The 12,278-nt window shown below is 57.3% G+C and carries 10 protein-coding genes and 1 tRNA gene; 8 read left to right on the top strand and 3 right to left on the bottom strand.

The window, feature by feature from the left end; all coding sequences use genetic code 11:
• The first annotated feature begins 173 nt into the window (after positions 1-173).
• The 3 genes from AC1Z36_RS16640 to AC1Z36_RS16630 all read left to right on the top strand — a co-directional run bounded on the left by AC1Z36_RS16640 (position 174) and on the right by AC1Z36_RS16630 (position 3,282).
• On the top strand, positions 174-2,501 hold the full coding sequence (locus AC1Z36_RS16640) for a helix-turn-helix transcriptional regulator (protein ID WP_133833059.1): 2,328 nt from the start codon (positions 174-176) through the stop codon (positions 2,499-2,501).
• A 272-nt stretch (positions 2,502-2,773) separates the two neighbouring features.
• Positions 2,774-3,037, top strand: coding sequence for a type II toxin-antitoxin system Phd/YefM family antitoxin (locus AC1Z36_RS16635; RefSeq protein WP_105657093.1), 264 nt, complete (start codon positions 2,774-2,776; stop codon positions 3,035-3,037).
• A complete protein-coding gene (locus tag AC1Z36_RS16630) occupies positions 3,034-3,282 on the top strand; it encodes a type II toxin-antitoxin system RelE family toxin (protein ID WP_105657094.1) in 249 nt (82 codons plus the stop codon). Before AC1Z36_RS16635 ends, AC1Z36_RS16630 begins: the two co-directional genes overlap by 4 nt.
• 285 nt (positions 3,283-3,567) lie before the next feature.
• Here AC1Z36_RS16630 and AC1Z36_RS16625 read toward each other — a convergent pair whose 3' ends face one another.
• Positions 3,568-4,872, bottom strand: coding sequence for a CocE/NonD family hydrolase (locus AC1Z36_RS16625; protein WP_402735501.1), 1,305 nt, complete (start codon positions 4,870-4,872; stop codon positions 3,568-3,570).
• Here AC1Z36_RS16625 and AC1Z36_RS16620 point away from each other — a divergent pair.
• Positions 4,862-5,317 (top strand): hypothetical protein, encoded by a 456-nt coding sequence (locus AC1Z36_RS16620; protein ID WP_166650658.1) that lies wholly within the window; start codon positions 4,862-4,864, stop codon positions 5,315-5,317. The genes AC1Z36_RS16625 and AC1Z36_RS16620 overlap by 11 nt on opposite strands.
• A 390-nt stretch (positions 5,318-5,707) precedes the next feature.
• Here the strand turns inward: AC1Z36_RS16620 and AC1Z36_RS16615 are convergent, their stop codons facing one another.
• The gene (locus AC1Z36_RS16615; RefSeq protein WP_105657291.1) at positions 5,708-7,498 is read right to left on the bottom strand and encodes an ABC-F family ATP-binding cassette domain-containing protein; all 1,791 of its coding nucleotides are present in this window, start codon (positions 7,496-7,498) and stop codon (positions 5,708-5,710) included.
• Between the two features lie 197 nt (positions 7,499-7,695).
• Here AC1Z36_RS16615 and AC1Z36_RS16610 point away from each other — a divergent pair.
• The 3 genes from AC1Z36_RS16610 (at position 7,696) to AC1Z36_RS16600 (ending at position 10,408) form a co-directional block, all read left to right on the top strand.
• Positions 7,696-7,770: transfer RNA gene (locus AC1Z36_RS16610), tRNA-Gln, on the top strand.
• Positions 7,771-7,903: 133 nt separating this feature from the next.
• Positions 7,904-9,355 carry a bifunctional UDP-N-acetylglucosamine diphosphorylase/glucosamine-1-phosphate N-acetyltransferase GlmU gene (glmU, locus tag AC1Z36_RS16605; protein WP_402735502.1) on the top strand — a complete coding sequence of 484 codons (1,452 nt, stop codon included), beginning with the start codon at positions 7,904-7,906 and terminating at the stop codon, positions 9,353-9,355.
• A 72-nt stretch (positions 9,356-9,427) separates the two neighbouring features.
• On the top strand, positions 9,428-10,408 hold the full coding sequence (locus tag AC1Z36_RS16600) for a ribose-phosphate diphosphokinase (RefSeq protein WP_105657098.1): 981 nt from the start codon (positions 9,428-9,430) through the stop codon (positions 10,406-10,408).
• 136 nt (positions 10,409-10,544) lie between these two features.
• Here the strand turns inward: AC1Z36_RS16600 and AC1Z36_RS16595 are convergent, their stop codons facing one another.
• Positions 10,545-11,246 (bottom strand): HpcH/HpaI aldolase family protein, encoded by a 702-nt coding sequence (locus AC1Z36_RS16595; protein WP_402735612.1) that lies wholly within the window; start codon positions 11,244-11,246, stop codon positions 10,545-10,547.
• Between the two features lie 568 nt (positions 11,247-11,814).
• On the opposite strand from AC1Z36_RS16595, the gene AC1Z36_RS16590 reads away from it, so the two are divergent.
• Entirely contained in the window at positions 11,815-12,111 is a 297-nt protein-coding gene (locus AC1Z36_RS16590; RefSeq protein ID WP_146112922.1) for a hypothetical protein, read from the top strand.
• Positions 12,112-12,278 lie beyond the last annotated feature (167 nt).

The following is a 12,278-nucleotide window of genomic DNA, read 5'->3' as shown; positions in this document are numbered from 1 at the left end:
TTGAAGTAATACAAAAAGCAATGCCCGGATTTCCCATTTAGGAGATCCGGGCATTGCCCTATTCCTAGCAATATTTCTCGACCGTGTGAGCTAAAGTCCGGCGGTGCCCCTGTGTCAAAAAACTACCCGGAACTCCTTCCGAAAGATCCCAAGTCAAAAGATATAATTTGGGCATGGACCCCCAAACGCAGTCAAGGCCTCCCGCTGAAGAACTTGTTGCCGAGATTTTATGGGACCGGATAGCCCCAAGCCTCGATCCGGAGATACGCTTGTTGTTGATCTATGCGCCGCAAGAATCGAATCGGCACCGGGTGGCTCTACGATGGCTCGATGGCCAAGGCGAGCTGATCAACGTGGGTATTCCGCCCGAGGAGATCTTCGATAAAATTGCCGAACAGCAGATGCGTGCACCCAACACACGCATAGCGGTCATTCTTCCTGCTGATTTTCCCGCCGCCAAGATGCTGCGCCATTTCAATGCTCACGTTGTTGATTTCAAGGATCTTTTCTTAACCGCTTCAGATATATCCACGTTGACCGGAGAAGATTTCCCTGATGCAGAAAGATTATGGCAACTGACCGGTGGTTGGCCTGGTTGTGTGCGTAGTCTCTTGGCGGATTCCTCTAATCAAAATGCTGCAGTCAATGCGCTGCGTCGTGCAGCCTTGCCATGGATTGATGCTCTTGATCCTGAAGGCATATTGAGGGAGTGCGCGTTCCTTCCTGAACTTACTGAAGATCTCATGGTAGCTTTCTATGGCGATCGTTATCCAAACCCTCCAAGTATCTCGGCCCTTAGCCGCGCGGCCATGGCACAACGCTCCCTGTCCGGGGACTGGGCTATGCCCCAATTGCTTCGGCAGGTGATTATTGACGACTTGGAGTGGCGGGAGCCCCAGCGTGCACAGTGGCTCCACGAGCACGCCATCGAATCCATGCATGCGGCTGGAAGAACCGGCGAGGCCGTACGTTCAGCACTAGGCAGACATTCGTGGCGGGCTCTTTCCACCGTCCTCGTCGATGGGTGGGTGGACCTTTTTACCACTGAGCCACGTCTCCTATTCGAGGCAGGCACCCGGTTGCCTCGATGGGCTACTCGACGATCGCAAATCTATGGTCCTGCGATGAAGATCGCTGCCGCGGCCGTTAAAGACCGGATGGTTATTCCTTTTCCGACAACGGAGCCTGACTATTTGACGGATCAGACTGCCCAATTGCTACGCGAGCACACCATCGAGCTCTATAGGCAACCGAAATCTGAGGCTATCTTCGCGGGCTTGGTTGAGTTGGGAATACTGAGGTTCCACGGCCACTACGGTTCCGAAGGGGCAGATGCCGCACGCCGTCTACGTCGTGCGGTCCGGCAGGCAACAGCTGCTGGCAATGTCAGACCATCGTTGGCAGCCATGGCTGAATTACATGCCGGAATGTCGATGGATATCGCCAACGAACGCCCTGCGGCGGCAGCCGCTTACGAATCTGCGTGGTCCTTGGCCGAGGTTACGGAAAACCATTTTATTGCCGCGGATGCAGCATCCAAATTGTCGCTGGTTCATGCTCAGGAAGGCAACACCCGTGCTGCTCGTCGCTGGCTCGTAAGCTTCCGCCATCATCATTCCAAGGTTCGTTGGGGTTCGGCAATGGTCGGTCGAGCTGCAGAACTTGCCGAAGCATTCGTGGCTTTCGCCGAGTTGGATATCGGAAAATTGGGTTCAGTACTTGGTCAACTGCCAGATGAGCCTGATAACGATGAGTTTTGGGCGGTGCACGCGCTGCTACTTGCCATCCATGCGGCATCGACTGATCGAGCAGAGGCAGCGCACCGGATTCTGGGGGCACTTGTGCTCTCCCGCCCCTATGCAGCCAATTCACCCATGGCCGGTAGAGCCTTGCATCATGCCGCAGCATTTCTGGGTGTTGAGGGTGGTTTCAATGCGTTGAACCATCAAGGCGCGTCCACAATACCCGCTTCTTCACCTGAACTCATTGCAACCCGTGCGCTGTATCGACTGTATCGGGGGGACCGCAACGGGGCTCTTGCTGTTCTGGCGGCAACGCCGAGCTTAGTGACTGGAGCCCGGCACGATAATCTGATCCGAAATACGCGGCTAGCAGCACGTTACATTGGGGTGCTGCCGGAAGGCGTCCTGGAGGACATTGCAAAACGACATGCATTGGATGGTGAGCTGATTGATTTGGCCCCGTTTTGGATGAGCGGGAGCATGTTGGAATTGGAAGAGTTGCTGCAACTTACTTCCGATCAGCTGGGCAGATTGAAGATTTTTATGCCACCCACCAGTGTCGAAGTCAGGCCTGTTTTGACTGATCGTGAACTCAGTGTGCTCGCAGGCCTGCGTGCGGACCGTTCACGCGGTCAGATCGCAGATGAGCTTTTTGTCTCGCCTAATACTGTTAAATCCCAGATTAGTTCTCTATACCGCAAGTTGGATGTGAATTCAAAAGCAGAAGCACTAAAAATTGCCACACGTTGGGGGTACTAATCAGCGCCTGGTAAGCCCCAAGAGATATCCAATGAGCCTAGATGTATCAATACTCGTGGGAAGAGTGCTTTACGGATAGGCGGTTTATGGAACTGGGTTTAACTACGAAATGACTTGGAAAATCTGTTGATTTTTCAACTGTCGAAAATATCGTCAAGGGAAGTTGATTGATGTGTCGTAAACGACGATTTTGACACGCACCGCCGATGCTTTAGTTTTCAATTGAAACTGTCCATTATGTATATTGTGTACACAAATGATATCGTAGAAGAATGAACTCCATCACCTCCTCTGTCACGATTCGCGCACTTCGCGATGGTCTTGCTGATGCTGTTAGCCGTGCTAGCTATGGGCATGAGCGTGTGCAGATTACGAAGAATGGAAAGCCTGCTGCGGTCCTCATTGGACCTGAAGATTTTGAGCTTTTGGAGCAACTGGAGATGTTCCGGGATGTCGCCGATTATCGAGCCGCCAAGCTGGTCGATGATGGCGAGCGCATTAGCCTCAGCGAACTGCGCGCTGAGCTCGACGCGTGACCTCTTGCCGCGTCGAATTTACCACTTCGGCTGCTAAAGAACTGAAGAAGCTAGACCCTGGTATACGGCGTCGCGTTTTGTTAGGTATTGCTCATCTGGAGAGGGATCCTCGTCCTAGCGGGTGTAAGAAACTAGTAGGTGAAACTAACGCGTGGCGGATTCGTATTGGTGACTACCGGGTACTTTATGAAGCGATGGACGAGGTTCTTGTCGTCACGGTCGCCCGAGTGGCGCATCGTCGCTAGGTTTATAGGTAGTCGTCGCCTGAATTGTCAGCTAGCCGCGTCTGGGGCTCCGTTATCAATGATTTCTAGTCGTTGAGCGATTCATTCGCTTTGGCCTTATTTAGGCGGATCGCGCATGGTTCATGCAGGCATTGCGAGATATCAATGCCGTTGCTCGACCTTCGCCCGCTGCGGGGTGAATGATCCTGAGACTTTCAGCTGTGTGTAATCACTCCACATAACCGGCGTACGAACACAATTCCCCGTGGCGCGCTCAGCGCCACGGGGCAGTTGCCAGTATTCAGCTCAGGTCGTCGCGTGCCCTGAAACCGACATCAGCGCCCGTGCCGTCAAGCCCATGGTCAGGCGCCACTTGAGGGAACCAGGCCAAGGGTTCTTGATCCATTCCCCCTGTGCTTCGACTGAAACGATGGGCAGATTCACCTTGGAACCGGTTACGCCGGACAAGATGTCGTTGTGCGAGACGACCATGTCATCTTCGGTGCACGTATTCAGGTCGATGAAGCTGCCTGGGTTGCGTTCGTAGGTGGGGAACTTGCCGCCCGAGATGGCAATTTCAATCCTTTCTCCGGGTTGGACTTGGACCGAGGTCGGGCGCATCTCGATGGTGTAGGTGACTTCTTCGCCTGGCACCACGGCCTCGGGCTTGTCCCGGCCATTCCGGTACCGTGCGCGGGTGATGCCTTCGCTGTAAAGCCGCGAGGTTCCATATGCTGAAACGACATTCAGCTCAACCAGCCAGTCGACGTCTGTGGAGGAGGTTCGAGCTTTGAGCTCGACGCTTGGCCATCCGGTAATCTCGACCGGGACAGTAAGCACGTCCGATTGGTAGACCAGGACCCCAGGGTGGTCGTGATGTGCTCCGACATCGGGCAGGCCACCAACGACGGACTTGGCATCGTATGGGTTGCGCGGATCGTAGTCGAATGAGCGTTCACCTTCTGGGCCTGGATCTACGCTGAGCCTGTTGTCGGCGCGAAGGTAGTGGGAGGTGACCTTGGTTCCAGCGATGGGCCACTGTTGCTCAGCGCGCCACTTGTTGGCACCCAAAACGTAGATGTACGCCGATGGGCTCGACTCATCTCGCTTGCTGTCTCGATTGCGCGATGCGATCCAATCGAACACGATCTGGTTGGTATCCACCGTGCTGCCAGGAAGTTTGACGCCAGACAATTTTTCGCTGACGAAGTTTCCGTGCTGCCACGGGCCGACGACCAGGAGCTGATCGGTCGATGCCATCTCGCTGGCCAGCTCGAACTGCCGCACCGTATTGCGGGTAAAGAGGTCGAACCAACCGCCAATGTGGGCGATTGGAACTTCGATGCGTGCCGCTTCCTCGCGCTCGACGCAGCTCTCGGAAAAGAACTGCGGATCATCTCGGTGGTTCAGGCGGTCTTCCAGCAACGTCGGGAAATGACGGAAGAATGGGAAATCGGACATTGGAAGCCTACGGTATTTTGCCGCTGGATTTGCATTCAAGGCGTCGAGTTCGTCCTTGATCGCAGCACGCTCCGGCTCGGGCTTGGTCGCGATCATGGCTGGCCCGACGATTGGGTTGGTGGCCCATCCCAAGACGTCCTTGATCGACATCACTCCATTTTGGAAAGTGCGGGTGGTGTATTCATTGTTTGCAGTATATTTTTTTCCAGTCGAAACGTCAGCGCACGATCTTTGGCCCGACGTCTTCGTCTCTATTTCGTCGGTGGTAGCTTCTCTTGCTCGGCCACTGGCCGTCATTTTTCTACTTATGAAGTTCCGCACTGGATTAGAAAGTCTCTTGGAAGCGATAAAAGACCGTTTGCCCAGCATGGAAAGCCTGAAAAGTCCTTGGCTTGAGGCTTCGTGGAGCACCGCTGCAGTCAAAGTCCTGTCCGAAGGAATCAAGAGTTTAGGTCAAGAGCAGACTGTTGGCTCTGAGCCATCGGACGAGCTCTCATCGCAACTCGCGAAGGTGAAACCATCGGCCGGGGTTATTAACGCATTTCTCGAGGTTGAGCGGCAAGTCGGAAAGTATCTTAAGGCTGTTGGTTCCTAGCCCTCACGTGCTGGATCGTCCATCACCGCCTTTCGAAGAGATTCCTCCGCCCCCAGTAATCTGAAAAAATGCTGTGACCGAACTAGCTTCGCTTCGAAATGCCGCCGCTCATGGGGTGGGAGATATAAGCCTTGAATCAGCTCTGGAATACATCCGTGTGGCGTCGCAAGTAGCTGGAGAGCTGGATTCCCTCACCAATGAATCGTCGACGGGACTGTCGCAGGGACCCTTCTAAAGGCGCACGGCAGTGATATTTTAGGAACCGTACACAGCCAGTAACGTGGCAAGCCAGTACCAAATAAACTAACAGTAGCGTCGCCTTAACTCGTCTGCGTGTGTCTCAACAATGACCGTTTCCGGACCCTCCAGCTCAGTCACAGTACGCAGACGCTATCCGAGCAGCTCGGACAGTTCCAGCCACCGTTCTTCCAATTCGTCGATCTGCGCTTGATACTCGTTGATCTCAGCGGTGAACTTGCCCAGCCCTTCATAGTCGCTCTGGTCATGATCGGCCATCTTGGCGTGGACCTTGGCGATCTTTTCCTCTAGCTGGCCGACCTTGCGTTCATTGGCATTCAGTTCCTTCTGCGCGGCACGCAGCTCTGCGCCCGAAGGGCCAGCAGGCTTGGCGGCAGTTTCGGAAGAAGCCTGCGAAGGATTGGACCCGCCAGTGGAACCTTCGGCAGCTCGCAGCAACAGGTACTCGTCCACGCCGCCGGGCACGTGGCGGAAGTTGCCGTTCAGGATCGCGTACTGCTGGTCGGTGACGCGTTCGAGCAGGTAGCGGTCGTGGGAGACCACGATCAAGGTGCCGGGCCAGGAATCCAGCAGGTCTTCCAGGGCCGCCAGCATGTCGGTATCGACATCATTGGTGGGCTCATCGAGGATCATCACGTTGGGCTCATCCATCAGGATCATCAGCAGCTGCAAGCGGCGGCGCTGGCCGCCGGAGAGTTCAGCAACCTTGGTCGACAGGTGTGCCGAGGAGAAGCCCAGGCGCTCCAGCAGCTGGGCCGGGGTCAGGTCCTTGCCATCCACATTGAACGTGGTGCGGTAGCGGGCGAGGATTTCGCGGACCTTGTCCTGGCCGATCTGCTCCAGTTCGCGGAACTGCTGGTCCAGCACGGCCAGCTTCACGGTCTGGCCGCGCTTGATCTTGCCGCCAGTTGGCTCCACGGTCCCGGCGATCAGGCCCAGCAAGGTGGATTTGCCGGCACCGTTGGCACCGAGCAGGCCGGTGCGTTCGCCCGGGCCGATGCGCCAGGTGAAGGGCTTGAGTACTTGCTTGGCGCCGAAGGAGACCTCCGTGTCCAGCAGGTCGATGACGTCCTTGCCCAGCCGGCTGGTGGCCATCTTCTGCAACTCCAGCGGGTTGCGTGCCGGCGGGACATCGGCGATCAGCTGGTTGGCTGCCTCAATGCGGAACTTCGGCTTGGAGGTACGGGCCGGGGCGCCGCGGCGCAGCCAGGCCAGTTCCTTCTTCATCATGTTCTGGCGCTTGTTTTCGGTGACCGCGGCGATGCGGTCGCGTTCCACGCGCTGCAGCACGTAGGCGGCGTAACCGCCCTCGAAGGGCTCGACCAGGCGGTCGTGCACTTCCCAGGTGGTGGTGCAGACCGCGTCGAGGAACCAGCGGTCGTGGGTGACGACCATCAGGCCGCCGGCGTTCTTGGACCAGCGGTTATTGATGTGCTCGGCGAGCCAGGAGATGCCTTCGACATCCAGGTGGTTGGTCGGTTCGTCCAGGATGACGACGTCCCAGTCCTGCACCAGCAGCGCGGCCAGAGCCACGCGGCGGCGCTGGCCGCCGGAGAGGGTGCTGACCTTCGCTTCCCAGTCCAGGTCGGCGACCAGCCCGGAGATGATGTCGCGGATGCGCGCTTCGCCGGCCCACTCGTGGTCGTCCATCTCGCCCACCACGCAGAAGTGCACGGTCGCTTCGGGATCCAGGGTGTCTGACTGGTCCAGCACGCCCACGCGCAGGCCGTTGCGCTTGGTAACACGCCCGGAGTTGGGCTCGATCCTGTCGGAGAGCATGCCGAGCAGCGAGGACTTGCCTTCGCCGTTGCGACCCACCAGGCCGATGCGGTCGCCATCGGAAATGCCGATGGTTACCGAGTCGAAAACGACATGGGTGGGATATTCCAGATGTAGGGCTTCGCCCCCGAGTAAATGAGCCACAATTTCCATTTTACGTTCCGGGAGCAAATCGAGGCCCTGGCAGGACCATCTGAGCGTGTGCCGTGCCAGAGGACTTGGGCAGTTTAAAGCAGAGAATAAAAGTGAGTTTAGCTACGGTGTTTTGCGATTTCGCACATTGGGCTGATCATGGCAGAATAATTAGCGTGCTTGTCGGGCATGACCTGCGCAAGCCATTTTCCGCCCTGGTGTAATGGCAACACGCCAGCCTTTGGAGCTGTGCATTCTAGGTTCGAATCCTAGGGGCGGAACCAATGATGAAGCGTCACGCAAGTGGCGCTTTTATTTTTTAAACAGTTTCAGCGCACCCCGAAGCTCGCGATAGACTTGCTTTGAGGTTTTACTTCTCTGCCCAAAACCTTGAATCCAATTTGCAGGAGAATGCACTTGAGTGATCAGGTCAACGCACCAGTAGCTGTCATCGTCCTAGCCGCCGGCGCTGGCACTCGCATGAAATCGGCGAAGCCGAAGATCATGCATGAAATCGCAGGTCGGTCCATGATTGGCCACGCACTCTACGCGGCTTCCGCGTTGGAGCCGCAGAACCTGGTAGCGGTGGTCCGCCACCAGCGTGATCTGGTCGCAGAGCACATTCTGGGACAGTTCCCTTCCATCACCATTGCCGACCAGGATGAAATCCCGGGTACCGGCCGCGCCGTGCAGTTGGGCTTGGAAGCCGTGGACCCATCGCTTGAAGGCACCGTTGTGGTGACCTATGGCGATGTGCCGTTGCTCACCAGCGAGGTGCTCCAGGAACTGGTTGCTACGCACGAGTCGAACCGCAACTCCGTGACCGTGCTGACCACCGAATTGGATGACCCTAACGGCTACGGCCGCATCCTGCGCGATGAACAGGGCGAGGTTGCAGGAATCCGCGAGCAGAAGGACGCTTCGGCAGAAGAACTGCTGATCAAGGAAATCAACTCCGGCATCTACGCTTTCGATGCCCAGATCCTGCGTTCGGCGCTGACCGAGGTCACCACCGAAAATGCGCAGGGCGAAATGTACCTGACCGATGTGCTCGCCATCGCCCGCGGCCGCGGTGGCCGCGTCGCCTCCTCGCAGATCGCTGACCGCTGGCAGATCGAGGGCGCCAACGACCGCGTCCAGGTTTCCAATCTGGCCCGCATCTACAACGAGCGCAAGACCGAATTCTGGATGCGCCAGGGCGTGACCATCGTTGATCCGGCGACCACGTGGATCGACGCTGACGTCATGATCGGCCAGGACGCCACCCTCAAGCCAGGCACCCAGCTGCACGGCGAGACCATCATCGGCGCCAATGCCACCGTTGGCCCGGACAGCACCCTGACCAACGTGGTTGTTGGCCAGCGCGCTACCGTGAAGCGCACCGACGCCACCGACTCGCGCATCGCTGATGGCGCCTCGGTTGGCCCGTTCGCCTACCTGCGTCCCGGCACCGACCTCGGTGCGGATGGCAAGATCGGCGCCTTCTACGAAACCAAGAACGTCACGATTGGCCGTGGCTCCAAGCTCTCGCACCTCGGCTACGCCGGAGATGCTGAAATCGGTGAATTCACCAATATCGGCTGCGGCAACATCACCGCAAACTACGATGGCGAAAAGAAGCACCGCACCAAGATCGGTTCGCATGTGCGCACCAGCTCCAACACCGTATTCGTTGCCCCGGTTGAAATCGGGGACGGCGCCTACACCGGAGCCGGAGCCATCGTCCGCAAGAACGTCCCGGCCGGTGCCTTGGCACTGTCTGTGGCACCGCAGCGCAACTCCGAGGGGTGGACGCTGGAAAAGCGCCCAGGCACCTCCTCGGCTGACGCAGCGTTCAAGTCCTCGCTGAACTCTTCGGCTTCCGAGTAATTCAGCTACAGACTTCATTTCCTCGACAACAACCTCATACGTGATAGCGAAGCGAGCGAGAAAGCAAACCCCATGAGTGAAATCAGCCATAACGTCGACAAGAAGCTGGTGCTGGCCACCGGTCGTGCGCACCCTGAGCTGGCTGCAGAAGTAGCCAAGGAACTCGACACCGAACTGCTGCCGTTGAACGCCTACGACTTCGCCAATGGCGAGATCTACGTGCGTTCGGATGAGTCGGTTCGCGGCAAGGACGTTTTCCTGCTGCAGTCCTACCCAGCACCAACGAACAACTGGCTGATGGAACAGCTGATCATGATTGACTCGATGAAGCGTGCTTCGGCCCGCCGCATCACTGTCGTGGCGCCGTTCTACCCTTACGCGCGCCAGGACAAGAAGGGCCGCGGCCGCGAGCCGATCTCGGCCCGCCTGGTTGCCGACCTGTTCAAGACCGCCGGTGCTGACCGCGTGATTTCCTGCGATCTGCACACCGCACAGATCCAGGGCTTCTTCGACGGTCCGGTGGACCACCTGTTCGGCTTCCCGCTGCTGGCTGACTACATCAAGTCCAAGGTCGATGTAAATGAAGTCACCGTGGTTTCCCCTGACACCGGCCGCGTGCGCGTTGCCGAGCAGTGGGCAGATCGACTGGGCGGCACCCCGCTGGCCTTCGTCCACAAGTCCCGCGATCTGACGGTGCCTAACCAGGCCGAGTCCAAGACCGTGGTTGGCCAGGTGGAGGGCCGCATCGCGATCCTGATCGACGACATGATCGACACCGGCGGAACCATCGCAGGCGCTGTGCGCGTGCTGAAGGAAGCCGGCGCCAAGGACGTCATCATCGCGGCTACCCACGCGGTCTTCTCGGATCCGGCCGCCCAGCGTTTGGCTGATTGCGGTGCCCGCGAGGTTGTTGTCACCAACACCCTGCCAATCCCTGAAGAGAAGCGTTTCGAGAACCTCACCGTGCTCTCGATTGCCCCGACGATCGCCCGCGCGATCTCGGAAGTATTCCACGACGGTTCGGTCACGAACCTGTTTGACGGCCGCGCCTAGCAGCCCTCGTTTCGCAAAGCCTCTGGCCGGCACCTTAGGGTGCCGGCCAGAGGCGGTTAACCGATCATTGACAGTGCCCGTAAGAGGAACGCTGAGCGGGTCAGGGGAATCGGAATCCTGCCCGTCAACGGCAGAATCAGCCATCGAGGGCTAGTGCGGCACCTGCCTTAAGGAGTCCCATATCCGTATCGGTGGCCACCCAGTCGTAGCCGAGTCCTTCGAAGGCGCTGGCCCTGACCGACGAGCCTGCGAAAGCACCTACTTCAATATGGTGGTCATGGCACGCTTTTGCTATGTATCCAAGCGGAGAGTCCTTGGCGGCGAGCAACGAATCCACGTCCGTTCCAAGGCTCATTGCCAAGTCGACCGGGCCCACGAATATGGAGTCGATGCCCGGTGTGCCAAGGATTGCGTCCAGGTTTTCCAGTCCTTCGGCGGATTCGATCATCAACGACAGGTGAATTCGAGAGTTCGCTTCTTGGGGGTTAAGCACGGGTGCCCCGAACAGCGCACTCATCGGTCCCCAGCTTCTCCCGCCCTGCGGAGCGTACCTTGCCGCGTGGGCTACGTCTTGGGCTTCTTCGGCCGTATTGACCATGGGAACCATGATGTGGGTGGCACCGGCATCGAGGGCAAACCCAATATCTGCGTAGCTTCCGCTGCGAACCCGCACGGCGATGTTTCCACCTGGTGCCTCAGCAAGAGCGGAAATTATTTGGGGTTCACTCCACAGGCCATGCTGCATGTCCAACCCGTGCCAACCGAAACCCATCCTTGAGGTCGTTGCCAGAATTGCCGGTGAATCAAGAAAATGCCACAGCCCACGACCTGAATACATTGCCAAGTTGTCCTCCTAGAATACTGCCAACGAACAGCAGGCAGTCCATAGAAAATTTACAGCTATTCCGTGGGCAAGACGATTCAGTATGTGTTTTGTGCTTCATCCTTTCGTCATGTACGTTGGGCATTTTCAAGAATCCTGCATTGAGTTGAAGTTCAAAGATGTATCGCAGGGAAGTGTTCCGTAAGCCGGTCGTCATACGGGATATACGTGTTCTTGACTCGGCTAATTTTTGAAACACCGAGTTTTCAAACACTTCGGATTCCCATATACCCCGCCCGAGAAAATGCCCGGTGAAGGTGCCTTATACAGACACGGAAAACTATTATTTATGGTGGATCAAGGACCAAGAGGGGCAGCATGGAACTTGGCATACGCCAGGTCGCTGTGGGAGGGCTGGAACGCGCTGAGCTACTGCAACGCATGGTCCAAACAGGGGTTCAGCTTAACGACTACGCCAAAATGCTGTTAGCCCACCGGATTTTCGATGAGGTTGTGTCGGCCCCAAAAGGTGACCGTGGTAAGTCGTAATCTGCGACAGCTTGGTCTGGAGGTCGGAGCAACGTTGACTCAGGTCCTTGAACGCGCAGTCAGCGTCGGATTGAAGTTGTGCCCCGCCATGACCGGCCCGTATATGCGACTGGATTTCCTAGACCAAGCGTCTTCCAACAATTCAGTGCTCAGTGATGGGAAGAAGCCGGCTGATTCGTTGACCGTCGCTTCCGCGGCACCCGGCGATCAGGAATTCCCGCGCGGATTCTATCTGCGGATGGTGGATGGAGTGCCGTGGCTGCGCGGTTATCGCTGCGATGACGCCCACGGCTTTACGCTGGACGATACTTTTATTTTCCAAAGCCGTTGAGCGGAATCCAGGAATAGTGGCGTTCGCTACAGGTTTTCCCGTTGGCGATGGCAGCTGGTAGAATTGTTGACTGTGCCCAGGCGAGGGAAACACCAGCAATGGTGGGACCGTTATCGACAAGGCCGGAAAAGCTCTTTCATCTCCTAGATGTTGGATGCTTCCCGAGT

The organism is Glutamicibacter sp. BS14, assembly GCF_056934375.1.
The sequence above is the reverse complement of the archived record's forward strand: the minus strand, read 5'-3'. Positions and strand labels throughout refer to the sequence as shown.

Bases quoted from the DNA above. Each gene is read 5' to 3' on its own strand.
- AC1Z36_RS16640 (WP_133833059.1), top strand. From the start codon at position 174: ATGGACCCCCAAACGCAGTCAAGGCCTCCCGCTGAAGAACTTGTTGCC.
- AC1Z36_RS16635 (WP_105657093.1), top strand. From the start codon at position 2,774: ATGAACTCCATCACCTCCTCTGTCACGATTCGCGCACTTCGCGATGGT.
- AC1Z36_RS16625 (WP_402735501.1), bottom strand. From the start codon at position 4,872: ATGTCGATCAAGGACGTCTTGGGATGGGCCACCAACCCAATCGTCGGG.
- AC1Z36_RS16600 (WP_105657098.1), top strand. From the start codon at position 9,428: ATGAGTGAAATCAGCCATAACGTCGACAAGAAGCTGGTGCTGGCCACC.
- AC1Z36_RS16595 (WP_402735612.1), bottom strand. From the start codon at position 11,246: ATGTATTCAGGTCGTGGGCTGTGGCATTTTCTTGATTCACCGGCAATT.